The sequence below is a fragment of the Pseudomonas sp. WJP1 genome (genome assembly GCF_028471945.1).
GTDB lineage: Bacteria > Pseudomonadota > Gammaproteobacteria > Pseudomonadales > Pseudomonadaceae > Aquipseudomonas.
The window spans coordinates 214,111-238,837 of the sequence record NZ_CP110128.1; the positions used below are offsets into that span (position 1 = coordinate 214,111).

Consider the following 24,727-nt stretch of genomic DNA (forward strand, 5'->3'; position numbering starts at 1 on the left):
GTTGTTTGTTCGGGCCTCATCGCTGGCTTGCCAGCGATGCTTTTAGCGTCTGAACGCCGACCCCGTATGTTGCACAGGCAAATGCGCCCCTTCATGAAACAGTTTTTCGCGCAACGAGCCATTGTCGTAAGCGGTCTTGTACGACCCACGCCGCTGTAACTCCGGAATCACCAGTTCGATGAAATCCACATAGCTTTCCGGCGTAACGATGCGCGTCAGGTTGAAGCCGTCCAGGCCGGTTTCGGCGATCCACGATTCCAACTCGTCGGCCACCTGCCCAGGCGAACCGACCACGGTGATGTAGCGGCCACCGAGGGCGTGTTGCTCCAGCAATTTGCGACGGGTCCAGTCGTTGTTCTGCAGGTTTTTGGTCGCCGACTGGATCGCGTTGCTCTTGACGTACTGGATCGGTTCGTCGATGGCGTACTCGGAGAAGTCGATGCCGGTAGACGCCGAAAAATGCGCCACGCCGGCCTCGGCGCTGGCGTAGCTCAGGTATTCGGCGTGCTTGGCCCAAGCGAGTTCTTCAGTGGCGCCGACGATCACGTTCAACCCCATGAACACCTTGATGTCCTCAGGATTGCGCCCAGCCTCGACGGCGCTGGCGCGGACCTTGTCCACCTGAACCTTGGTCGACGGCTTGTTCGAACCGCTGATGAACACGCACTCGGCGTGGCGCCCGGCGAACAGCAAACCGCGATCGGAACTGCCCGCCTGGAACAGCACCGGCGTGCGCTGCGGCGAGGGTTCGCACAGGTGGTAACCCTCGACCTGATAGAACTCGCCCTTGTGCTCGACCTTGTGCACTTTTTCCGGCGCAGCGTAGATGCGCTGCTGCGGATCGTTGAGTACCGCGCCATTTTCCCAACTGCCTTCCCAGAGTTTGTAGAGCACCTCCAGGTATTCATCGGCCTGGTCGTAGCGGCGGTCATGCTCGACTTGTTCGCTCAGGCCCATGGCCTTGGCGGCGCTGTCGAGGTAGCCGGTGACAATGTTCCAGCCCACGCGACCGCGACTCAGGTGATCCAGCGTCGACATGCGCCGGGCGAACAGGTACGGCGGCTCGTATGTGAGGTTGGCGGTGAGGCCGAAGCCCAGGTTTTTCGTCACCGCAGCCATCGCCGAAACCAGCAGCAACGGGTCGTTGACCGGCAACTGGATCGACTCTTTGAGCGGCACGTCCACCGAGTTCTGGTACACGTCATAGACACCGACGATGTCGGCGATGAACAAGCCGTCGAACAGCCCGCGCTCCAGCAACTGTGCCAGTTCGGTCCAGTATTCGATCGTCTTGTACTGGGTCGAGGTGTCCCGTGGATGCGTCCACAAGCCATGGTTGATGTGCCCGATGCAGTTCATGTTGAACGCGTTGAGCAGGATCTTCTTTTTCGCGTCGGCCATCAGATGGTCCCCCGCAGTGGCGGGTTTTCATCGTTGAGGTAGTAGTTGCCGACCGCGTGATATTTCCAGCGAACCGGGTCGTGCAGGGTATGCACCCGGGCGTTGCGCCAATGGCGATCCAGGCCGTGCTCGATCAGGGTGGCCTGGCTGCCGGCCAATTCGAACAAGGTGGTGCCGGCGGCGAGGGAGATTTCGGTGCTGATGGCGCGGGCTTCGGCGACGGCGATCGACGCGGCGGCAACGCTCTCGGCGCTGGTGTCGGCCTGGGCCCGGTCGAGGAATTCACCGGCACGTTCGAGCAGGGCTTCGGCAGCGTGCAGACGAATGCTCAAGTGGCCAAAACTCTTGAGAGTCAGTGGGTCGTCGGTGGCTTTTTCATGGGTGGCGTCGATCCACGGCCGGGTTTTGCTGCGCACGAAATGCAGCGCATCCTCATAGGCCGCGCGAGCGATGCCGGTGTCGATGGCGGCATGGAGAATCTGCGCCAGCGGGCCGACCGGGGTCGGACGCTCGAAGGCTGTCTGAAACGGGATCACGTCGTCGGCGGCCACAAAGACATCTTCGAACACCACCGAACCGCTGCCGGTGGTGCGCTGGCCGAAGCCGCTCCAGTCGTCGATCACCGTCAGGCCCTTGCTGTCGCGCGGGACGAAGGCCAGTTGCTGCACACCGTTTTCATCGATCACCGACGTCGGAATGCGCTGGGCGTAAATCGCGCCGGTGGCGTAGAACTTGCGGCCGTTGATGCGATAACCGTTGCCATCGCTTGTCAGGCTGGTGACGCGATCATGGGCGGTTTTGGTCCCGAGTTCTGCCAGCGCATTACCGAAGCGCTGGCCAGCCAGTACTTCGGCGTACAGGCGTTTTTTCTGCGCTTCGCTGCCGTTCACGCGCAGCACTTCCAGCGCGTAGAAATGGTTCTGCGGGATTTGCCCGAGGGAGCCATCCGCCTGGGCGATCAGTGCGATGACCTTGGCCAGGGTGACGTTGGAAACACCCGCGCCGCCGTATTCCTTGGGCACGCTGATGCCCCACAGGCCCGAGCGGGAAAACACTTCCAGCTCCGGGTGCGGCAAACGGCGTTCACGGTCGCGCAGGGCGCTGTCGCGTTTGAAATCTTCGGCCAGGTCGCTGGCGACGATCAGGGCTTGCTCATCGCTGGTAATGACCGCGACGTGTTGAGAAAGGGTCATGTGTTTCTCCAGATGTCTGGTCGTTAAATCCAGGAATGACGAGCCGGCAAAGTGCCGTTCAGGTGATAGGCGCCAACCGCGTGATACTTCCAGCGCACCGGGTCGTGCAGGGTGTGCACCCGGGCGTTGCGCCAGTGGCGGTCGAGGTTGAATTCGGCAAGGGTGGCGCGACTGCCGGCCAGCTCGAACAGCTTTTCGCTGGCCAGCAACGAGATTTCGGTGGTCAACACTTTTGCTTCGGCGACGGCAATCGAAGCGCGGGCGGCGGACTCGGCGGTGAGCGGCGCGGCGCTCACCTGGTCGAGCACCTGCCCGGCCTTGCGCAGCAACGCTTCGGCAGCGTGCAATTCGATTTTCAGCTTGCCGATATCGGCGATCACGTACAGGTCATCGCTGGCCCGTTCAACGTTGGCGTCGACCCATGGCCGTGCGCGGGTTTTCACGAACTCGATGGCGTCATCAAGGGCGCCCCGGGCGATGCCGGCATCGATGGCGGCCTGGATAAGCTGCGAAACCGCACCTTGAGTATTGGGCGTGTCGTTGATCTTCCAGTTATCCACCACCAGCTCGGCGTCGACCCGCACGTTGTTGAGCAAGATGGTGCCGCTGGCGGTGGTGCGCTGGCCGAAACCGGACCAGTCATCGACGATGCGCAGCCCCGGCGTACCGCGACGAACGAAGGCCAGCACTTGCTTGCCGTCGTCATTGAGCGCCTTGACCGCCACCCAGTGCGCGAACAGCGCGCCGGTGGAGTAAAACTTCTGCCCGTTGAGGACAAAACCGTCGCCGTCGGCGGTGATACGCGCCTTGAGTTCCAGGGTGTTTTTAGCGCCGCGTTCCGGCCCGGCGTTGCCGATTCGCCAGCCTTCCAGAACGCTCTTGAACAGCTGTTTTTTCTGCGCCTCGGTGGCACTGCCGAGCACCAGGTTGAGGATGCCGAACTGGTTCTGTGGAATCTGCCCCAGGGCCGGGTCCGCCGCGGAAATGATCGCGAAAACCTCGGCCAGGGTGACGAATGAAACCTGTGGGCCACCGTACTCGCGGGGAATGGCGATGCTGCCCAGACCACTTCGGGTGAATTGTTCGATTTCCGACCACGGCAGCTTGCGCTGCCGGTCGCGCCTGGCTGCTTGCAGGCGCGCGACTTGCGCCAGTTCAAAGGCGGCCTTGATGGCTTGGGCGTCGTTGCGCAGCACTTGCGCGGGCAACAACAATGGGGCGATGTCCAGGTCACTCTGGACGATTGCATCAGCCAGACTGGACATCAGTGCCACTCCTTGGCTACACGCAATGCCCTGGCGATCTGCACTGGGGTGATTGTGTTCCGGACCATACCTACCTCACATCTCATGAAAACGCCGCGGGGTGCGGCGAACGAAAACAAGAATGTCCGGTGGTCCGGTTCATATACCCTAAACGTGTATAAATATTTTTAGAACTAACTTTTAGGAATATGCATAGAAGGTCGATTGGCACAGCCAATCTTCAACGTCCGTGCTGGCGCCCAGCGCGAATTGTTGCCTACGCGATCGAGGATGCAGTAAGTCACCTCCAGTCGCAGGTCTTCGCCGGCTTCAAGAATGATCGCCGGTGGCACCCAGACCTGAACCGGCTGCCCCACATCACTTTCCTTGAGTGGGGGCAGGTCCATGCGGGCATCGCCCCAACGCAGGGTGATTTCGTCATCGGCGGCCATGTTCAGGTACGGCTCAATGGTCACCGGAACGCCGCGCTTGATCTGGTTGGGGTTCACCCCTTGGCGGCGAATCGTTCCGGGAATGATTACCGGGGCCAGGCTCTGGTTTTCGTCACCACTGAACTCAGACACCTGGCCACCGGGACAATCGAGTTTGGACTGCACGCGCCTGGCGGGCGATACGATCGGTGCTTGCCCTATCTGCATGATTCGATAGTGGACGCGTGAAGAGCCACTGGCGATAAAACTCTCGGGTACCCGAAGCTGGACGGGTTGGCCAATCTCATGGTCCATCAGGACCCTGGAGGCGACGTAGCAGTTGTCCCAGAACAGTTCGATCAGGTCGCCTTCGTCCATCGAGGGGTAGGGCGGCACCTCGATCAGCAAGTGCGTCGCCGAGGAGAGGTTGATTCCGGCCTTGTGCGATTGCGCCAGCGTCGGGGCGGCAAGTCCGGTTTTATTTGAGGTGCTTGTCATGGAAGTCTCCTTGATGTTTTGCAATGAAGTCCGTTTCGAAAAATAAAACGTGAGTTCGAACAGCAAAACCGTTCATTACTTTGATTTTAAATAATGATTGAGCGTGATGGGTGCCGCTGGAAGGAGACTAGATAAGAGTGAGTCGAAGTAAGTGTCAATAGAGAGAGTTGGTTAAGTTGGAAGTTAGGTGTTATTCAGAATAATCCTACGCATTGAAGTTAATAAACTGTCCCCGTGCGTCGAATCTACCTGCTCGGAGCGCCATTTTTTGAGGGTTTGGCGCAGTTTGGTAGCGACTGATGTTCAGTCGGTAAAACTGTTGCGCAATACATATATGTATCGAGGGTGCTGACAGAGTGTGCTTGTCATACACGTATATTTAATTATGTAAGAGTAGGTGGTTTTACGCGAAGTGTGTCACTTCCATCCATGGAAGTTGACAGGTGTTACAAGAGGTTTAGTTGTGTGCGTTGTTCAGGAACTTGCTGAGGAACTGTTTCGTGCGATCTTCCTTGGGGTTGGCAAATAATGCCTTTGCTTCGCCTTGTTCGACGATCACACCCTTGTCGAAAAACACCACGCGATTGGCCACGTCACGGGCGAAAGCCATTTCGTGGGTGACGATGACCATGGTGCGGTTCTCGTCGGCCAGGCCGCGGATGGTCGCCAGCACTTCACCCACCAGCTCCGGGTCGAGCGCCGAGGTGGGTTCGTCGAACAGAATCACTTCCGGTTCCATCGCCAGCGCCCGGGCAATCGCCACACGCTGTTGCTGCCCCCCCGAAAGGCGGCGCGGGTAAGCGTCCTCCTTGCCTGCCAGGCCAACCTTGGCCAACAGTTTTTTACCCAGGGCAACGGCGTCGGCGTGCGCGATCTTCTTGACGATGATCGGGCCTTCGATAACGTTTTCCAGGGCGGTGCGGTGGGGGAACAGGTTGAAGTTCTGGAACACGAAGCCCACGTGCTGGCGCAAACGGCGCACCAGGCTCTGTTGCTGGTTCAACGGGCGGCTGGTATCGACTTCGATGTCGCCGACCTTGATCCGGCCGCTGGTGGGTTCTTCAAGGAAGTTCAGGCAACGCAGGAAGGTGGTCTTGCCCGAGCCGCTAGGCCCGATGATCGCCACCACCTCACCTTCCTTCACTTGCAGATCGATGCCGTTGAGCACGACTTGACCCTTGAACTGCTTTGTCAGTTTTTCCACGACAATCATGGGGTCAGGACTCCTGGTCGTGCCGGTTCACCCGTGCTTCCAGCTGGTTCTGCAGGTGCGACAGCACCGTGGCCAGGACCCAGTAGATCAGCGCGGCGGCAAGGTACATGGTGAACACTTCGAAGGTGCGGGCGGTAATCAGTTGCGCCTGGCGGAACAGCTCCGGCACCTGGATGGTAGCGGCCAGCGCGGTGTCCTTGACCAGCGAGATGAAGCTGTTGCCCAGTGGCGGCAATGCCGTACGCATCGCCTGCGGCAGGATGGCCCGGCGCAGGGTTTGCGCACGGGTCATGCCGATACTGGCAGCGGCTTCCCACTGACCGCGTTCGATGGAGCTGATCGCGGAGCGCAGGATTTCGCAGGCATAGGCCGCCATGTTCAGCGAGAAGCCGATCAGGGCCGCCGGCAGTGGATCGAGTTCCATGCCCAATTGCGGCAAGCCGTAATAGATCACGAACAGTTGCACCAGCAACGGCGTGCCGCGAAAGAACGACACGTAGATGCGGGCGATCCAGCTCACCAGCTTGAAGCGTGAAAGGCGCATCAGTGCCAGGCCGAAGCCCATCACCAGGCCGAAGAACATCCCGCCCAGGCTCAAGATGACCGTGTAGTACGCCCCCTTGAGCAGAAAGGGCAGGGAGTCCAGTGCGAGTTGAAAAGCTTCTTCCATTATTGGGTGACGTCAGCGCTGAAGTATTTTTCCGAAAGCTTTTTCAGCGTGCCGTCGGCGCGCAGCTTGTCGATGGCCTTGTTTACGGCTGCCAGCAGTTCAGGCTCGCCTTTGCGCAGGGCAATACCGGCTTCCTGACGGGAGAACGCATCGCCGGCAGCGGTGGTGTCCTTGGCTTTCTTGGCGTATTCCAGCGCGGCCAGGCGGTCGATCAGGATGGCGTCGATACGGCCGACACGCAGGTCCTGGAACTTGGTCGGATCATCTTCGTAGGTGCGCACGTCAGCGGTCGGCACATTGGCTTTGACCCACTGCTCGTAGTTGGTGCCCAGGCCCACGCCGACTTTCTTGCCACCCAGGTCGGCAGCGGACTTGATGTTCAGTTCGGCGGCTTTCTTGGTCAGTACCAGCGCCTGAATCCCGGAAACGGTGTAGGGCTCGGAGAAGTCATACTTCTTCTTGCGCTCGTCGGAGATGGTCACCTGGTTGACCACGGCGTCCAGACGCTTGGATTCCAGTGCCGCGAGGATACCGTCCCATTTGGTCGGTTGCAGTTTGACCTTCACGCCCAGCTCTTTGGCCAGGGCTTCGGAGAATTCGACTTCGAAGCCGGTCAGCTTGCCGTCAGCGTCGACGAAACTGAACGGTGGGTAGGTGCCTTCCAGGCCGACGTTGATCACGCCTTTGTCCTTGATTTGTTGCAGTTGCTCACCGGCCACTGCCTGGCCGATCAGGCCGGCACTGAGTGCCAGGCCCAGCGAACCCACCAGCAGATTTCGACGTAGTGCGGAAAAATTCATGACAAGCCCCTGTGTTTTCTTATGGAAGACGCTTAAGGAAAGTTGGCAAATTCGGGATTTGGACGACTGCGGTATCCTGCCCTAAAGCAGCATATGCGTCTCGCTGCAAATTCGCCTGCGGCGAGACTATATGATGGCGCTTTTAGATTAGAAAATAATAAATTCTATTTTTGTTATTCTTTTAGTGAATATACGATTTTCTAACCTTTGCGCCTTACAAAAAGCTCGTGTAGGCAAACAACGCCGGGGCGCCACCGGTGTGCAGGAAGATGATCGGCCCTTTATCGAAGCGCTGACGCCCGATCCCGTCCAGCAACCCCGCCATGGCCTTGCCAGTGTAGACCGGGTCCAGCAGCAGGCCTTCCTGACCTGCCACCAATTTGACTGCCGCCAGCGTCCCGGCATTGGGCTCGCCATAGCGCGGCGCGAAATACTCGTCCCACAACTCGACCTTGAAACTCGCCGGCAATGGCACCCCCAACAACTCGGCGGTACGCTCGGCCAGGCCCTGTACTTTTGGCCGCTGATCTTCATCGCTGCGCGAAACCGTGACGCCGATGACTGGCAAATCCGGCAATGCTTCGCTCAAGGCCAACGCCAGGCCGCTGTGTGTCCCGGCGCTGCCCGAGGCCAGGACGACGGCGGCGAAATTCAGCCCGGTGTCCTTGATCTGCTCGGCCAGTTCCAGCCCGGCTCGCACATACCCCAGGGCGCCCAAGGCATTCGAGCCACCGATCGGCACCAGATACGGCTTCTTGCCGTTGCTGCGCAGACGGGCGGCCAGGGCTTGCAGTTGCTCGTCGGCGTTATCCAGGTTTTCTACCAGCTCGACCTTGGCATCGAACAGGTCCAGCAACAGCCGATTGCCGTTACCGACATAGTTGGCGTCGTCGGTGCCCAGCGGGTTTTCCAGCAGGGCCACGCAGCCAAGACCCAGCTTGGCCGCAATGGCGGCGGTCTGGCGCACATGGTTGGACTGCAGCGCACCCGCCGTGATCAATGTGTCGGCGCCCTGGGCCAGGGCATCGGCGGCCAGGTATTCAAGTTTGCGCAGCTTGTTGCCACCCATGGCCAGTGGGGTCAGGTCATCGCGTTTGACGTAGACGTCGCGCCCCAGCCAGGCCGACAGGCGTTCGAGTTTTTCCAGGGCTGTGGGCTGACCGAGCAGGTCGAGACGATTGAAGCGGGCAAGCTGTTGTTTGATCATGGTTCCGTACTGACGGTGAAAGGTCTCTGGACTATAGGCACGCCACTTTGTATGGGCAACCGCCAATCGCTTATAGCCGATTGTGCTTACGACAGCACAATTGGTTCTTAATTTGGCTGGCGGGCGTTGCCGTAAAGTAATCGCCGTCAGTGCGGCCCGACAGTCCGGCCGCCCGTGAGGAGTTTTTACCGTGAGTGAGCGTTCCAGCCATTGGCAATTGCAAACCATCGTCAGCCAACTGCGCACGGCGCGTGAGCAGTGGCGTGCACAAAACGGCCGCGCCAGCGGTGAGCAGGGTGGTCGCGAGTTACCGTCACGGGCGGCCATGGCGGACATTCTCGAAGCGCTCTGCGGTGCGCTGTTCCCGATGCGCCTGGGGCCGGTGGACTTGCGCGAAGAGAGTGAAGACTTCTACGTTGGTCACACCCTCGATGTGGCGTTGAATGCATTGCTGGCTCAGGCGCGACTTGAGTTGCGCTACGCCGCCCGCCACAGCGCCCAGGCAGACACTGAGGTAGAGGCCAAGACCATCCAGATCATCCAGGACTTCGCCCTCGCGTTGCCGGCGCTGCGCAGCCTGTTGGACACCGACGTTCTGGCGGCCTATCACGGCGACCCGGCCGCACGTAGTGTCGATGAAGTGTTGTTGTGCTATCCCGGCATTCTGGCGGTGATTCACCATCGCCTCGCTCACCATTTATACCGCGCCGGATTGCCGTTGCTGGCCCGGATCAGCGCGGAAATCGCCCATTCGGCCACGGGCATCGACATTCACCCGGGCGCGCAGATCGGCCGCAGTTTCTTCATCGACCACGGGACCGGTGTGGTGATCGGCGAGACCGCGATCATCGGCGAGCGAGTGCGGATTTATCAGGCGGTGACCCTGGGTGCCAAGCGCTTTCCAGCGGACGAAGACGGCCAGTTGCAGAAGGGCCAACCGCGGCATCCGATCGTCGAGGATGACGTGGTGATTTACGCGGGCGCGACCATTCTGGGGCGGATCACCATCGGCAAGGGCTCGACCGTTGGCGGTAATGTCTGGCTGACCCGCAGCGTACCGGCGGGCAGTAATCTGACCCAGGCGAATTTGCAGCTGGATGATGGGGCGCAGAAGTAGGTTGCTGAATCTTCACTGACGGCTCCGGCCTCTTCGCGGGCAAGCCTCGCTCCTACAGAGCTGCGTCGTTCGCATGTTCGACGCAAACCTGTAGGAGCGAGGCTTGCCCGCGAAGAGCTTCACGACAATCCCCCAGTTCCCGCGTCCTACCCATCTTTGAGCTAGCGTAAATCCACAACCGCCGAGCCCTGCGATTAGTCCTTAGCACCCTATTCATGTTTAACTTGAACGTTCATTCAAGTTAAACCGGTGGTTCGCTGCCCGCTCACAACAGGAGGCTTGCCTTTGCTGAGTCCGATTTCTACAGCCACGTTCGACCCCTTCGAGGTGCACCTTCAATGAGTGCATCGTCCATTCCCCCAAGCGGCCTGATCCGCATGAATCCGCCGGTGTTCTACTTCGCGGCGACCTTCATTCTGTTGTTCGGTGTCGTGGTCATGGCCATGCCCGAACAGGCCGGTGCCTGGTTGCTGGCGGCGCAAAACTGGGCAGCCAATACGGTTGGCTGGTACTACATGCTGGCGATGACCCTGTATCTGGTCTTCGTGGTGGTCACCGCGTTATCGGGCTACGGCAAGATCAAACTCGGTGCCGACCACGACGAGCCCGAATTCAGTTATCTGTCCTGGGCCGGCATGCTGTTCGCCGCCGGGATCAGCATTACGCTGTTTTTCTTCTGCGTGTCCGAGCCCCTGACCCACATGCTGCAACCACCTCAGGGCGAGGCGGGTACGGCGGATGCGGCGCGCCAAGCGATGCAGATTCTGTTTCTGCACTGGGGCCTGCATGGCTGGGGCGTGTTCGCCTTTGTCGGCATGGCGCTGGCCTACTTCGCCTACCGGCATAACCTGCCGCTGGCCTTGCGCTCGGCGCTGTACCCGCTGATCGGCAAACGCATCAACGGCCCCATTGGCTACGCGGTGGACGGCTTCGGCATCATCGCCACGGTCTTCGGTCTCGGCGCGGACATGGGCTTTGGCGTGTTGCACCTCAACTCGGGTCTGGATTACCTGTTCGGCATCGCTCACACCCAGTGGATCCAGGTCGGGCTGATCACGCTGATGATGGGCGCGGCCATCATTGTGGCGGTGTCGGGTGTCGACAAGGGCGTGCGGGTGATGTCCGACATCAACATGCTGCTAGCCTGCGCGCTGTTGCTGTTCGTGTTGTTCGCCGGGCCCACCCAGCATCTGCTCAATACCTTGATCCAGAACGTTGGCGACTACCTTGGCGCCTTGCCGATGAAGAGTTTTGACCTCTACGCCTACGACAAGCCCAGCGACTGGCTGGGTGGCTGGACGGTGTTCTACTGGGCCTGGTGGATCGCCTGGTCGCCGTTCGTGGGCCTGTTCATTGCGCGGATTTCCCGTGGCCGGACCATTCGCGAATTCGTCTTCGGCGTGCTGCTGATTCCGCTGGGTTTCACCCTGGCGTGGATGTCGATCTTCGGCAACAGCGCCATCGACCAGATGCTCAACCACGGCATGTCGGCGCTGGGCCTATCGGCCATCGAGAATCCGTCGATGACTCTCTACCTGCTGCTGGAAACCTACCCCTGGAGCAAAACCGTGATCGCGGTCACGGTGTTCATCAGCTTCGTGTTCTTCGTCACCTCCGCCGATTCCGGCACCGTGGTGCTGTCGACGTTGTCCGCCAAGGGTGGCAACCCCGATGAAGACGGACCGAAATGGCTGCGGGTGTTCTGGGGCGCGATGACCGCGCTGGTGACCAGTGCGTTGCTGTTTTCCGGCAGCATCGATGCGTTGAAGTCAGCCGTGGTCCTGACGTCGCTGCCGTTCTCGCTGATTTTGCTGTTGATGATGTGGGGGCTGCATAAAGCGTTTTATCTGGAATCGCAGAAGCAGATTGCGCAGATGCATTCCCTGGCGCCAGTGTCCGGCTCGCGGCGCGGTGGTTGGCGTCAGCGCTTGAGCCAGGCGGTGCATTTTCCGTCGCGGGACGAGGTCTATCGCTTCCTCGACTCGACGGTGCGCCCGGCCATCGAAGAGGTGTCGGCGGTGTTCATCGAAAAGGGCCTGAGCGTCGTGACTCACCCGGAGCCGGTCAATGACAGCGTCAGCCTGGAAATCGGTCACGGAGATGAACACCCATTCATCTATCAGGTACAAATGCGCGGTTACTTTACGCCGTCGTTTGCCCGGGGTGGCATGGGCGCCAAGGAGCTGAATAATCGTCGTTATTACCGGGCCGAAGTGCATTTGAGCGAGGGCAGTCAGAACTACGATCTGGTGGGATACACCAAGGAGCAGATCATCAACGACATCCTCGATCAGTACGAACGGCACATGCAGTTCCTGCACCTGGTGCGTTGAGCGGGTCTTCAGGTCTCGGTGGTCAACACCATGAACAGCACAAGCGCCGCCACCGGGATACCGAACACGGCGCTGCCGACCATCACCTCCGTACCCAGTGGCTGGCGGGCATGCACGATGCCCACCGCGCCATTGATCAACGTCAGGGCCAGCCACAGCACGATGAAGCTGTAGGCGAGGACCTGGCGGGGAAAGCCGATTTTTTCGCCGATGTACAGCATCATGGCGAGCAGGATCAGGCCGAACGTGATGATGATGGTGGTGTGCATGATGTTTGCCTCCCTTCAGGTGTGTGCTGCCATACACCGAGCATAGTTAAACCAGCCCGCCATTCACCCGCAGAATCTGCCCATTGACCCACGCCGACTCCGGCCCAACCAAAAACGACACGACACGGGCAATATCCTCTGGTTGCCCGAGACGCTCAAGCGGCGCCATTTTGGCGAAGTTCTGGATCTGCTCTTCGCTCTTGCCGTGCAGGAACAGGTCAGTCGCCACCGGCCCCGGCGCCACGGCATTGACCGTGATGTTGCGCCCGCGCATTTCCTTGGCAAACACCTGGGTCAACGATTCCACCGCGGCCTTGCTGGCAATGTACACGGCGTAGCCCGGCAGGTTCAGGCCGACAGTACTGCTAGAGAAGTTGATGATCCGGCCGCCACTATTCAAGCGTGTGGCGGCTTCGCGCAGGGTGTTGAAGGTGCCGCGCGCATGGATGTTGAAGTTCTGTTCGAACAATTCGTCGCTGTGTTGCGCCAGCGGCATGACCTTGAGAATGCCGGCGTTGTTCACCAGCACGTCGACCTTGCCCAACTGGGTCTCGGTCTCATCGAACATCCGGCGCACGTCGTCGGCACTGGCCACGTCCGCCTTGATCGCTATGGCTTGATGGCCAGCCTGACGCAACTCCACGACCAGTTTCGAAGCTTCGCTGGCGCTGTTGGCATAGTTGATCGCGACGGCGAAACCTTCGCTGGTCAGTTGCCTGGCAATGACTGCGCCGATGCCGCGGGAGGCGCCGGTTACGAGGGCAACCCTGGAGGTTTGAGTAGTCATGGCGATGTTCCTGTTGATGGGGTGTGGGGCCAATTTCACATGTTTACCCAGGCCGATAAATGCAGCAGAGTTGCCTTGACTGTTCAATATTCGCCAACAATCAAGGAGCCCGCCGTGGATCAGGTCAAAGCGATGAAAGTGTTCGTCCGGATCTATGAGCGCAGCAGCTTTACCCAGGCGGCGGACGACTTGAACCTGCCGCGCGCGACGCTGACCCACACCCTGAACCAGTTCGAAGCCTGGCTCGGCACACGCTTGCTCGAGCGCAGCACGCGCAAGGTGCGTCCCACGCTGGACGGCGAGGCGTACTACCTGCGTTGCGTGCAATTGCTGGCGGAGCTGGAAGAGGCCGAACTGGCGTTTCGCGGCGTGGCGCCGAAAGGGCGGCTGCGGGTCGACTTGCACGGAACCCTGGCCAGACATTTCGTGATCCCGGCCTTGCCGCAATTCATGGCGCGCTACCCGGACATCGAGCTGTCCATCAGCGAGGCCGACCGCCATGTTGACCTCATTACCGAAGGCGTCGATTGCGTGCTACGCGCTGGCGCTCTTGGCGATTCCACGCTGATCGGCAAGCGTGTAGCGAACCTGCGCCAGATCACCTGCGCCAGCCCCGCTTATCTGCGTAAACACGGCGAACCGAAAAGCCTCGACGACCTGAAAAATCACCGCGCGGTGAACTACGTCTCGCGCACGACGGCCAAGTTGTTTCCGTTCGAATTCATGGTCGATGGCGAGCTCAAGGAAGTGGCCATCGATGGTGCCGTTTCGGTGTTTGGCGCGGAGATCTATTCAGCCTCGGCGATTGCCGGATTGGGTCTGATCCAGTGCCCGCATTACCGGATGGAAACGCAGATCGCCCAAGGGCTGATAAAGGAAGTCCTTATCGAAACACCGCCGCCACCCATGCCGGTTTCAGTGCTTTATCCACACAACCGACACATGTCGCCACGGGTTCGGGTGTTTGTGGATTGGTTGGGGGAGGTGTTTGCGGGGGCTGGATGAAGATCAAGAGATCGCAGCCTGTCGCTCAAGCACTCTCGCGCTCGATCACCCGACACTCCAGCAGATTCAAGCGCTTGACCTGATCCTCCACCGGCAGAACCCCCAGGCTCTCCAGCACCCGGGTTGCCGCGAGTAAACCGATTTCCAGCGCCGGTGGCTTGATGGTGCTCAAGCTTGGCAGGAGCATTTCGGCGAAGGGGTAATCTCCGAAGCCGAGTACCGCGCAGTCCTGGGGAATGTTCAGGCCGGCCCGTTGCCCGGCCAGCAAGCCACCGGCGGCGAGGTTGTCGTTGGCGAAAATGATGGCGTCGGGTCGTGGTGAGGCGTTCATCAAAGCCTGCATGGCTTGCTTGCCGGCTTCGAACGGGGCGCGATCGGCATCCGGGGCAAACACCCAGGGCTCAAGCCCAAACTCACGCACGGTGGCCGCGTAGCCGTCACGCCGCTCCAGCGCACTGAAGTCTCCCGGTGCGCTGTTCTGTACGAATGCAATGCGCCGATAACCCTTGCCATGCAGGTAGCGCGCGGCTGTCACGCCCACCTCGAAATGCGAAAAGCCGATTTGCAGCGGCTCGCGCTCGGGTCGGTAGTCCCAGGTTTCGATTACTGGAATATCCGCTTCGGCGATCAGCTTTTCGGTGCCGGCACTATGGAAGTGGCTGGTCAGCACCAACGCTGCCGGCGACCAGCCGAGAAACGCCCGCACCGCGCTTTCTTCCTGTGTGGCGTCGAAGTAACTCGATGCCAATAACAGCTGGTAACCGTGGCGGCTGAGGGTGTCGCTGAAGCCCTGGATGGTATTGGCGAAGATCGGCCCGGAGATGTTCGGGATCACCATGCCGACGATCTTGCCGCGGGCCGACGCCAGCCCCCCGGCCACCAGGTTGGGTACGTAACCCAGCGCCGCGACCACGGCGGCGATACGCTCGCGGCGTTCCGGTGACACCTGGTCTGGCTGATTGAAGTAGCGCGACACTGTGATCGCCGAAACACCCGCCTGCCGAGCCACGGTGTTCAGGGTGACGCGTCCGGCGCCACGGCGTTTGCGGGGCTTGTCTTCACTCAACGGGCGATCCCTCTTAAAAACAAAAAGGCATATAAAAGTAATTTTTCAGTATTGGACGCTCTATGTGGGGGTTGCCAATACTGATGATGTTAGCGCTAACAAAGCGTTCTGTCTGCTACTCGCTCGAGCGAATGCCCAAGACAACTTCACTCGCACTGTCGTCGCAGAACGGCAGCGGTTCAGGGCAATTTTCGAGCGGGCAGACCATGCACTTCACCTTTGGGGAATCACAAAAACTGGCGCAATCGATTCGCGCCGCCACACCACGTCGCACGTACCTTGGCTGGCTGTTCGCCGGATTGGCGGCGTTGCCCGTGCCGGGCGCTTTCGCCGCCGACAACGCCGATCAGGCGCCTACCCTCGAGTCCGTGACGGTCACCGCCACTCGCCGCGAAGAGTCGCTGCAGAAAATCCCGGTAGCGGTCTCCGTGCTCGATGGCGAACAACTGGAGCGCGACAATCGCACCAGCGTGTCTAGCATCGTCCAGCAAGTGCCATCGCTGAACTTCCGTACCGGCGCGTCGAACAAGGACACTTCGCTGTTCGTTCGCGGCGTCGGGACCATTTCCACCTCGCCGGGCGTCGAGCCGACCGTGGCCACGGTGATCGACGGCGTGGTCTATGCCCGTCCGGGCCAGTCGACCCTGGACCTGCTGGATCTGGAGCGCGTCGAAGTGCTGCGTGGGCCGCAGGGCACTCTGTTCGGCAAGAACGCCTCGGCCGGCGTGCTCAACATCACCAGTCGCGCCCCGACCGCCGAAACCCAAGGCTACATCGATCAGTCGTACTACAGCGGCAACGAAAGCCGCACTCGCTTCGGCCTCGGCGGCAGTCTGATTCCGGGCACGCTCATAGGCTCGATCACCACGCTGTTCGGCACCTACGACGGCAACGTCGATAACCGGTACAACGGCCAGGAGGTCAACGGTTACAACCACAAGGGTGCGCGCGGCAAACTGCAATTCACCCCGAATGACGACCTCACCTTTACGCTGATTGCCGACTACATGCAGTCCCACGACGATGCGCCCAATGGCGTGGTCAGCAAATCCCTGACGCCTGCGTTCGCCAATGCCTTGAGCCCGGTGCGGGCGTCCAGTGACAACCGCGACATCAACACCCAAACCCGCACCCACGTCGAGGACATCAACAAAGGCCTGTCTGGCCAACTCGACTGGCAACTGGGCGATTACACCCTGACCTCGATCACCGCCTGGCGTGGTTGGGACAACACCCAGTATCAGGATGGCGACCGCTTGAGCACGGTGACCGCGGCGTTCCCAGGCACCGCCGACAAGGGCGACCTGGCCTTCGACCAATACTCGCAAGAGCTGCGCCTGGCTTCACCAACAGGCGAATTCCTCGAATACGTCGGTGGTCTGTTCTACATGCACGGCAAGGACGACGAGACCTATCAACGCACCTTGACCACGCCTACCAGCGTCAACCGTGGCGTCGCCGATTACAGCACCAACAGCGACAGCTACGCGGCGTTCGGTGAAAGCACCCTCAACTTCACTTCGGATTTTCGCGGCATCGCCGGCCTGCGCTACACCCACGATGATCTGGAATACGATCACCGCCGGGTATCGACTTCGGCCACCGCCGTCAGCGGCATTCAGCCTGGCACCAGCAGCTCCGGATCGGTGGATGAGGACGGCTGGTCCGGACGTCTTGGCGTGCAGTACGACTTGAGTGATGCCGTCACCACGTACCTGACCTACTCGCGTGGCTACAAAGGCCCGGCCTACAACGTGTTCTTCAACATGCAGCCACGGGACACCGAGGCGCTCAAGCCGGAAACCTCCAACACCTGGGAAGTCGGTATCAAGGCCACGAGCTGGAACAATCGCCTGACCACCAACGTCGCGGTGTTCCACAGCGATTACGACAACTACCAGGCGAACTTCTTCGATACCGTGGCGGGACAAGTGGTGACCCGCCTGATCAACGCCGGCAGTGTCAGCACCGAAGGTGTCGAACTCGATTACGCCTTGCAGGCCACCCAACAACTGAGGTTCTCCGGCGCCCTGGCCTACACCCGCGCACGCATCGACGAATTCGCCTGCCCGGCAGGTGCGGCGGCGTCGTGCAACGTCAACGGCAAGCCATTGCCGTTCAGCCCGGACTGGAAAAGCTACGTGCGTGCCGACTACAGCATCCCCTTGGATAACGGCCTGGATATCGAACTGGGCACCGACTTCAGCTGGCAGAGCGAAGTGCAGTACGACATCAGCCAGAACGTCGACACCAAGCAAGGCGCCTACGGCATCTGGAACGCCAGCGTCGCCCTGGCCGACTACAACAATGGCTGGCGCGTGGCCCTGCTGGGCAAGAACCTCGCGGACAAGTCCTACTCACCGCTGCTGGCCAGTGGCGGCAACTACATCTACCGCGCCGTTCCAAGGGACGACGAGCGCTACTTCGGCGTACAACTGCGCAAGGATTTCTGACCATGACCCGACAGCTCAAGCTTGGCGCTTTCCTGATGGCGACAGGGCACCACGTCGCCGCCTGGCGCCATCCACACGTGCCGGCCGATGCCGGCCTGGACTTCGCCCACTACAAGCGTCTGGCGCAGATCGCCGAAGCGGCCAAATTCGATGCTTTGTTCATCGCCGACAGCGTGGCGGCAGCGACTGGGGCCATCGCCAGTCGCATGGCCCGTTCCGACCATTTTGAACCGCTGACGCTGCTCTCGGCGTTGAGCGTGGTGACCGAGCATATCGGGCTGATTGCCACGGCCACCACCAGCTACAACGAGCCGTACCATGTCGCGCGCAAGTTCGCTTCCCTGGATCATCTCTCAGGAGGGCGCGCGGGGTGGAATCTGGTGACGTCCGACAATGCCGCCGAAGCGCTGAACTTTGGCCGCACCGAGCATCTTGGGCATGCCGAGCGCTACAGCCGGGCGCGAGAGTTTCATCAGGTGGTCACCGGGCTTTGGGACAGTTGGGAAGACGACGCCTTTATCCGCGACAAGGCCAGTGGAACCTACTACCACCCGGAAAAAGTCCACACGCTGGATCATCTCGGCGAACACTTCCGGGTCAAAGGCCCGCTGAACGTAGCGCGTTCGCCTCAGGGGCAACCGGTGATCGTACAGGCCGGTTCTTCCGAGGCCGGTCGTGAGCTGGCGGCGCAAACGGCCGAGGTGGTGTTTACCGCGCAGACGTCGCTGACCAGTGCCCAGGCGTTTTATCGCGACCTGAAAGGGCGTTTGAGTCGATACGGTCGCAGCGACGACTCGCTGAAGATCATGCCCGGTGTTTTCGTGGTCGTCGGGCAAACTGAAAGCGAAGCCCGGGAAAAAAATGAAACGTTTCAGCAATTAGTCGAACCCGAGGTTGGCGTGGCCTTGCTTGGGCGTATGCTGGGCAACTTCGATTTGTCGAAGTACCCGCTGGACGGGCCGTTGCCCGACTTGCCGCTGACTGAAAGCGGTCAGCAAAGCCGACAAAAATTGCTGACGGAGCTGGCCGGCCAGGAGCACCTCAGCCTCGCCGAACTGGGTCGCAGGATTGCTGGCGGTCGCGGGCATTACAGCCTGGTGGGAACGCCGGCGCAGATTGCCGATCGCTTGCAGGAGTGGTTCGAACAGGGCGCGGCGGATGGCTTCAATGTGCTGGTGCCGCACTTGCCCGACGGTCTGGAGGATTTTGCCCGCGGCGTTGTACCGGAGCTGCAACGGCGCGGATTGTTCAGAACCGAATACGAAGGTCGCACGCTGCGTCAGAACCTTGGACTGGCGAGGCCTTCCAACAGATTTGCGACAAAACCGGTTGAAGATTTCAGATAAAACAGACAAGAGAGGATTCGATGACTTACACCGCTGCCGAAAACCGCTACGACTCCATCCCTTACCGCCGCGTGGGCCGCAGCGGGTTGGTGCTGCCGGCGCTGTCCCTGGGCCTGTGGCACAACTTCGGCGACAGCACGCCGATCGACACCCAGCGTGCGCTGTTGCGCACGGCGTTCGACCTGGGCATCAACCATTTCGACCTGGCCAACAACTACGGCCCGCCGTATGGCAGTGCTGAAACCAACTTCGGGCGTTTGCTGCGTGAGGACTTCAAGCAGTACCGCGACGAGTTGATCATTTCCAGCAAGGCTGGTTGGGACATGTGGCCCGGCCCTTACGGTCAGGGCGGCGGTTCGCGCAAGTACGTGCTCGCCAGCCTTGACCAGAGCCTGCAGCGCCTGGGCCTCGATTATGTGGACATCTTCTATTCCCATCGTTTCGACCCGGACACGCCGCTGGAAGAAACCGCCAGTGCCCTGGCTACCGCCGTACAGCAGGGTAAGGCGTTGTACATCGGTATCTCGTCTTATTCAGGGGTGAAAACCCGCGAAATAGCGGCGTTGCTCAAAGAGTGGAAAGTCCCGTTGTTGATTCACCAACCGGCCTACAACCTGCTCAATCGCTGGGTGGAAAAGGACCTGCTGGACACCACCGACGAACTCGGCACCGGCGTGATTGCCTTCACGCCGCTGGCTCAGGGGCTGCTGACAGACAAGTACCTCAACGGCGTGCCGGCGGATGCGCGAGTCAACCGTCCGGGCGGTGGTTCGTTGCAGGCCGCGCATTTGTCCGAGAGCAACATTGCCCAGGTGCGCGCGCTCAATGAGATCGCCAAGCGTCGCGGTCAGAGCCTGGCACAACTGGCGCTGGCCTGGACCCTGCGCGATCCTCGGGTGACCTCTGCGCTGATCGGCGCGAGCCGGCCGGAGCAGATTATCGAGAACGTGGGGGCGTTGAAGAATTTGAGCTTTAGCGCAGAAGAGTTGGCGGAGATTGACCGGTTTGCCCAGGAGGGGGGGATCAATCTTTGGGAGAAGCCTTCGACGGCTGAGTAAATTCGTTCTTGGTCAAGAACGATCAAGCATCCCCTCGAGGAAGAGGGGATTCTTGATTTACTTTAAAGGGCGACGCGGTAGTTATTTTTTGCTTGGGAAGCCAAGTATCTCTGCTGTTTCGTTGAAAAATGTATCCCTCGCAGATCTCTTTCTGAACTGCATGTCGATCACCTGCGATTGATCTGGGAGGGTAAAGTAACCCTTATCCAAGCTACACAGGCTTTCAAGAATGGGTAGAGGCAGCCCCAATAGCTGTCTCACTTGAGATCGGGAAAGTACCTTATTATCCACGAGCATTTTCACGCCTTGAGCAATTAACAGCGGCCTTTCAAAATCATAATCGCCATCCATTGGTTCGCCCTTGACCCAACCTCTTGCTGACCTGGCTTTCCACAATCTCGTTGTCGTGGTGTCGTTGATTATCTCTAGGTCAAGACATCTGCGAACCATCGCTGCCACAGACACCTTCCAGCGTGGCTTCAGAGCTAGCAAGGTATCCAGCGTAGGCCAGCGAATCTCCCTCAGGAAACTCTCTGCTGGCATTAGGAATGCGCTTGCAAATCGATGTGCCTGTGATTCAAGCAGAGCGTAATTCGATTCGTACTGTTCCTTGGAAACATGCCGGTGGAGAACGATATGCCCAAGCTCATGGGCCGCATCGAATCGATTTCGAATGCCATTTGCCTTGTCTGCTACAAGGAGTACATAAGGTCGTTGATCCAGCTCATACCAATTTGATACACCATCCATTTTCAGGTGGCCTAGCGTGGTTCGAGCGCAGACGATCCCCGCATTCTCCAGAACATGAACGACATTGGGTATGGGAGCGATTCCCAGGCCCCAAGCTTGACGACATTCACTAGCCATTCGTTCGATTTCTTCGTCGGAAATCAGCAGGCAATTGCTTTCTTCCAGATGAGGAACATTAACGGCGACGAATTCAAGGCTTTCTTGAAGCTTGTATGAGATGTCCTGAAGCCACTCCAAGCGTACCTCCGCTATTTCTCTCGCATTAGCGGTGGCACTCACTTGTGAGCGGAAGAAAAACGGTGTGTTCTCATTGGTTACGATTTGCTCCTCCAGGAGCCAGTTTTCACTGACGCCAAAGACCTCGCATAACCGCTGAAAAGCATCGGCTTCAGGAACCTGAAGCCCGTTCTCCCATTTAGAAATATTTCCAGAGGCGCGTCCCACCATTTCGGCCAAGGCGGTCTGGGTGATACCACACGTGAGCCGCAACTGTTTGAGACGCTCGGACTGAAAGCCCGCGACTCCAGTTCTCATGCTTCACCTCTTGGAATTTTGCTCATCATCAGTTAGGTCTTCGATTTCTTCAGCGCGGCGCATCTTATCTCGCAATTTCACCAATTCAATCGGTTTCTGATCAATTGCCTGGTTATCAGAGTAGCCCTGAAGAAGCTCTTCGAACGTGCAGTTCATATGGAAGCCTTTACCGTTGAAATAAGGTATGGCCATCACGATCGCCAAAGGCTCTGATTGATCCGCGGTACGTGGAGGTGGAGCATGGACTACGACAAGCGCATGGATCAATTGTTCGGAAACGGTGTGGGACAGTCCATCGATCCAATCCATCTGAATTGAAGCTAACGATTCGTTCAGCGCTTTCAGTTCATTGCGGTGTTTCGCAGCGCGAACTTCTTTTTGCCAAGGCAAAACAACAGACGTAATGCGCAGCTTTCCCAACTCCAATAGCACGTAATTGTGCCCTTTGGGGTCGGTTGATTTTACGAGCGGATTCCAGCGCTTCATGCCTGCCAAGGCATCCTGAGCAAGTGAGTGGCGTAAGTGCCCTCGTAGATCTTCATGAGGGGTATGAATCAGGAGGTCCTCTACGACTTTCGTAGCTTTTTGAAAGGTTTGAGGAATCAGGACGCCCAGTTCTCAAAAAACTCTCGATCGACTTGCGCACGAATGAAACCTTGAATCTCTTCCTTTGTGACCATGCGTTCCACCACTCACTATTCGGTAAGCGGATTTTTACTTCATTTTTATTCGTTATGGAAGGCATAACCTGTTTTTTTGTACAGGTTGCCAGACGAGTGGTGGGGTAAATCAAACTTACTTCGATGTTAGGGGTCATCGAAAAAACGGCACATCCCCCAACACCGTCGCCCGCTGCATCACCCGCCGCGCTGGCCGGTAATCATCGACCGCATAATGCTGGGTCACGCGGTTGTCCCAGAACGCTATGTCGTCTTTCTGCCAGCGCCAGCGAATGGTGAATTCCGGGCGGGTCGTATGGGCGAACAGGAACTTCAGGATCGCCTCGCTCTCGGTTTCCGACAACTCGTTGATCTTCGAGGTGAAGCCCTCGTTGACGAACAGTGAGCGACGTCCGCTCACTGGATGTGTGCGGATCACCGGGTGTGACAGCGGCGGATTCTTGCGCCGAGTCTCTTCCCACTGGGTCAATGCTTCAGGCGTGTTGCCATAGCGCTCCAGCGGGAACGAGCGAGTGAAGTCGTGGGTGGCGGTCAGCCCTTCGAGCAGGCTTTTCAAGGGTGCCGACAAGGCTTCATAGGCGGCGATGCCACTGGCCCACAGGGTATCGCCGCCAAACTCCGGCAGCAGCTTGGCACTGAGCACCGCGCCCATGGCCGGGGTTGGCAGGAAGGTCACGTCGGTGTGCCAGATCGCGTTGTCACGCACGTCGGTGACGGCGGTGTCGAGGATCAGCACCTCTGGCTGTTCCGGTACGTTCGGGTAGATCGGGTGGATGTGCAGGTCGCCGAAATTGGCGGCGAATCGCGCCTGCTGCTGCGGGGTGATCGGCTGGTCACGGAAGAACAGCACCTGGTGCTTGAGCAGCGCCTGCTCGATGGCGTCGCGTTGTTCCAGGTTCAGCGGCTGGCTGACGTCGACGCCGCTGATTTGTGCGCCGAGGGCGGAGCTTAGGGGGACGATGGTCAGGTGGCTCATGGTGGTTCTCTTCAATCCGGGGGCGCCGAAATGTCGGCGTAGTCAGTGCTGAATGTGTCAGTGAGCCTGGCCGTGCCATGGCACCAGTTTGCGTTGCAGGGCACGCAGGCCCATCTCCATGGCGAAGGCAATCAGCGCGATCACCAGAATCCCCAGCACCACCACATCGGTGACCAGGAACTGCGCAGCCGACTGCACCATGAAACCCAGGCCGCTGGTGGCGGCAATCAATTCGGCGGCCACCAGCGTCGACCAACCCACGCCCAGGCCAATGCGCACGCCAGTCAAGATGTCCGGCAAGGCGCTCGGCAGAATCACATGGCGGATCAGTTGTGCGCGGGTCGCGCCCAGTGACTGCGCGGCGCGCAATTTGGCCGGGTCGACGGTTCGCACACCAGTGGCGGTGGCGATGGCTATCGGGGCGAAAATGGCCAGGTAGATCAACAGCACTTTCGACAACTCGCCGATACCGCACCAGATCACGATCAGCGGCAGGTAAGCCAGCGGTGGAATAGGGCGGTAGAACTCGATCAACGGATCCAGCACGCCTCGGGCAATACGGTTGGCACCGATGGCAATGCCAACCGGCACGGCGGTCAGCACCGCAAAGCCGAGCCCCAAGCCAATGCGGCTGAGGCTCGCGCCCAAGTGCTGCCACAAGGTCGAATCCATGTAGCCGCTGGTGACCAACAGCCAGCCTTTTTGCAGCACGGCGGACGGTGGCGGCAGGAACAGAGGTTCGATCAAGCCAGTCGCCGTGACGGCCCACCAAATGACAACGAGCGCGACCAGCGTCAGCACACTGATCCAGCGGGTGCTCAAACTGCGGCGCAGTGGAATGACCGTAGTGCCTGGTTTGACCGCCGCGGCGGGAATTTCGTAGCTGCTCATGCGTGCTCCTGCCGCTGGGCGGCGCTGCGTTGGGAGAACACTTTGGCGAGCACGTGTTCGCGGGTTTCGATAAAGCGCGGATCGGACTTGATTGACCGTGCCGATTCACCGGCGGCGTAACGCTGACCGAAATCCAGGTGCAGGCGCTCGACGATCTGCCCGGGATTGGGTGCCAGCAGAATCAGATCCGTGGCGAGAAACACCGCTTCTTCAATGTCGTGGGTAATCAGGAAGACTGGTTTGGCGGTACGCCGCCAGACTTGCAGCAGCAACTCTTGCATCTGTTCGCGGGTGAAGGCGTCGAGGGCACCGAAGGGTTCGTCCATCAGCAATACACGCGGATCGGCAGCGAGCGCGCGGGCCAGGCCGACCCGCTGTTTCTGGCCGCCCGAGAGTTGCCAGATCCGGCGGCTTTCAAAACCGGCAAGGTCCACCAGTGCAAGCATTTCCCTTGCGCGGATTTCGCGTTTGTCCCGAGCAACGCCGGCCAGTTCCAGGCCAAAGCCGACGTTGGCCAGCACGTCCTGCCAGGGCAGCAGGGCGTCGTCCTGGAACACCACGCCGCGCTCGGCGCTCGGGCCTTTGACCGGCACGCCGTCGAGGGTAATGCGCCCGGCACTGGGTTCGACGAAACCGGCAATCAGGTTCAACAGCGAGGTCTTGCCACTGCCGGACGGGCCGAGGGCGACCAGCAACTGCTGGGGCCCGAGGGTCAGGGAAATATCCGCCAGTACCGGTGTAGGGCTACCGGGGTACTGTGCGCTGATGCGCTCCAGCTGTAGCAATGCCATCGCCATTAACTCCC

The 24,727-nt window shown here is 59.7% G+C and carries 22 protein-coding genes; 6 read left to right on the plus strand and 16 right to left on the minus strand.

The genetic code is table 11. The annotated features are described in order from the left end of the window. Positions 1–42 precede the first annotated feature (42 nt). From OH720_RS00985 to OH720_RS01020, 8 genes are all read right to left on the minus strand, one after another. Complete coding sequence (locus OH720_RS00985; protein ID WP_272604226.1) at positions 43–1,401, minus strand: LLM class flavin-dependent oxidoreductase; 1,359 nt, start codon at positions 1,399–1,401, stop codon at positions 43–45. Next, positions 1,401–2,594, minus strand: a complete 1,194-nt coding sequence (locus OH720_RS00990; protein ID WP_272604227.1) for an SfnB family sulfur acquisition oxidoreductase — start codon at positions 2,592–2,594, stop codon at positions 1,401–1,403. The genes OH720_RS00985 and OH720_RS00990 overlap by 1 nt, the downstream gene beginning before the upstream one ends. A 23-nt stretch (positions 2,595–2,617) precedes the next feature. Continuing rightward, positions 2,618–3,859, minus strand: a complete 1,242-nt coding sequence (locus tag OH720_RS00995) for an SfnB family sulfur acquisition oxidoreductase (RefSeq protein WP_180203795.1) — start codon at positions 3,857–3,859, stop codon at positions 2,618–2,620. 173 nt (positions 3,860–4,032) lie between these two features. Beyond that, complete coding sequence (locus tag OH720_RS01000) at positions 4,033–4,767, minus strand: hypothetical protein (RefSeq protein WP_272604228.1); 735 nt, start codon at positions 4,765–4,767, stop codon at positions 4,033–4,035. A 457-nt stretch (positions 4,768–5,224) separates the two neighbouring features. After that, positions 5,225–5,980: an L-cystine ABC transporter ATP-binding protein TcyN gene (gene tcyN / locus OH720_RS01005; protein ID WP_272604229.1), complete on the minus strand. Its 756-nt coding sequence runs from the start codon at positions 5,978–5,980 to the stop codon at positions 5,225–5,227. A 4-nt stretch (positions 5,981–5,984) separates the two neighbouring features. Continuing rightward, entirely contained in the window at positions 5,985–6,650 is a 666-nt protein-coding gene (tcyL, locus tag OH720_RS01010) for a cystine ABC transporter permease (RefSeq protein ID WP_008057612.1), read from the minus strand. Next, the gene (tcyJ, locus tag OH720_RS01015) at positions 6,650–7,450 is read right to left on the minus strand and encodes a cystine ABC transporter substrate-binding protein (protein ID WP_272604230.1); all 801 of its coding nucleotides are present in this window, start codon (positions 7,448–7,450) and stop codon (positions 6,650–6,652) included. The genes tcyL and tcyJ overlap by 1 nt, the downstream gene beginning before the upstream one ends. Before the next feature lie 214 nt (positions 7,451–7,664). Beyond that, positions 7,665–8,657, minus strand: a complete 993-nt coding sequence (locus tag OH720_RS01020; protein ID WP_272604231.1) for a D-cysteine desulfhydrase — start codon at positions 8,655–8,657, stop codon at positions 7,665–7,667. Between the two features lie 190 nt (positions 8,658–8,847). Between OH720_RS01020 and epsC the strand changes: the two genes are divergently transcribed. After that, positions 8,848–9,774 (plus strand): serine O-acetyltransferase EpsC, encoded by a 927-nt coding sequence (epsC, locus tag OH720_RS01025; protein WP_180203800.1) that lies wholly within the window; start codon positions 8,848–8,850, stop codon positions 9,772–9,774. A 377-nt stretch (positions 9,775–10,151) separates the two neighbouring features. Continuing rightward, complete coding sequence (gene betT, locus OH720_RS01030) at positions 10,152–12,107, plus strand: choline transporter BetT (protein WP_272606386.1); 1,956 nt, start codon at positions 10,152–10,154, stop codon at positions 12,105–12,107. Positions 12,108–12,115: 8 nt separating this feature from the next. On the opposite strand, the gene OH720_RS01035 is transcribed toward betT, so the two are convergent. Next, on the minus strand, positions 12,116–12,376 hold the full coding sequence (locus OH720_RS01035; RefSeq protein ID WP_272604232.1) for a hypothetical protein: 261 nt from the start codon (positions 12,374–12,376) through the stop codon (positions 12,116–12,118). A 46-nt stretch (positions 12,377–12,422) separates the two neighbouring features. Then, the gene (locus OH720_RS01040; RefSeq protein ID WP_272604233.1) at positions 12,423–13,163 is read right to left on the minus strand and encodes an SDR family oxidoreductase; all 741 of its coding nucleotides are present in this window, start codon (positions 13,161–13,163) and stop codon (positions 12,423–12,425) included. A 114-nt stretch (positions 13,164–13,277) separates the two neighbouring features. Here OH720_RS01040 and OH720_RS01045 point away from each other — a divergent pair, with 114 nt between their 5' ends. Next, positions 13,278–14,168 (plus strand): LysR family transcriptional regulator, encoded by an 891-nt coding sequence (locus OH720_RS01045; protein WP_272604234.1) that lies wholly within the window; start codon positions 13,278–13,280, stop codon positions 14,166–14,168. Between the two features lie 25 nt (positions 14,169–14,193). Here the strand turns inward: OH720_RS01045 and OH720_RS01050 are convergent, their stop codons facing one another. Then, positions 14,194–15,234, minus strand: coding sequence for a LacI family DNA-binding transcriptional regulator (locus tag OH720_RS01050; protein ID WP_272604235.1), 1,041 nt, complete (start codon positions 15,232–15,234; stop codon positions 14,194–14,196). A gap of 206 nt (positions 15,235–15,440) precedes the next feature. On the opposite strand from OH720_RS01050, the gene OH720_RS01055 reads away from it, so the two are divergent. The 3 genes from OH720_RS01055 to mgrA are packed head-to-tail and all read left to right on the plus strand — an operon-like array spanning position 15,441 to position 20,091. Further along, a complete protein-coding gene (locus tag OH720_RS01055; RefSeq protein ID WP_272606387.1) occupies positions 15,441–17,687 on the plus strand; it encodes a TonB-dependent receptor in 2,247 nt (748 codons plus the stop codon). Positions 17,688–17,689: 2 nt separating this feature from the next. Further along, positions 17,690–19,033, plus strand: a complete 1,344-nt coding sequence (locus OH720_RS01060; protein WP_272604236.1) for an LLM class flavin-dependent oxidoreductase — start codon at positions 17,690–17,692, stop codon at positions 19,031–19,033. A gap of 20 nt (positions 19,034–19,053) precedes the next feature. Then, positions 19,054–20,091 carry an L-glyceraldehyde 3-phosphate reductase gene (gene mgrA, locus OH720_RS01065; protein WP_272604237.1) on the plus strand — a complete coding sequence of 346 codons (1,038 nt, stop codon included), beginning with the start codon at positions 19,054–19,056 and terminating at the stop codon, positions 20,089–20,091. Between the two features lie 81 nt (positions 20,092–20,172). On the opposite strand, the gene OH720_RS01070 is transcribed toward mgrA, so the two are convergent. The 5 genes from OH720_RS01070 to tauB form a co-directional block, all read right to left on the minus strand. Then, a complete protein-coding gene (locus OH720_RS01070; RefSeq protein WP_272604238.1) occupies positions 20,173–21,375 on the minus strand; it encodes a helix-turn-helix domain-containing protein in 1,203 nt (400 codons plus the stop codon). A 3-nt stretch (positions 21,376–21,378) separates the two neighbouring features. Beyond that, positions 21,379–21,861 carry a hypothetical protein gene (locus tag OH720_RS01075; protein ID WP_272604239.1) on the minus strand — a complete coding sequence of 161 codons (483 nt, stop codon included), beginning with the start codon at positions 21,859–21,861 and terminating at the stop codon, positions 21,379–21,381. 327 nt (positions 21,862–22,188) lie between these two features. Further along, entirely contained in the window at positions 22,189–23,031 is an 843-nt protein-coding gene (gene tauD, locus OH720_RS01080) for a taurine dioxygenase (RefSeq protein WP_272604240.1), read from the minus strand. Between the two features lie 57 nt (positions 23,032–23,088). Then, complete coding sequence (gene tauC, locus OH720_RS01085; RefSeq protein ID WP_272604241.1) at positions 23,089–23,922, minus strand: taurine ABC transporter permease TauC; 834 nt, start codon at positions 23,920–23,922, stop codon at positions 23,089–23,091. Next, positions 23,919–24,713: a taurine ABC transporter ATP-binding subunit gene (tauB, locus tag OH720_RS01090; RefSeq protein WP_272604242.1), complete on the minus strand. Its 795-nt coding sequence runs from the start codon at positions 24,711–24,713 to the stop codon at positions 23,919–23,921. Before tauB ends, tauC begins: the two co-directional genes overlap by 4 nt. Positions 24,714–24,727 lie beyond the last annotated feature (14 nt).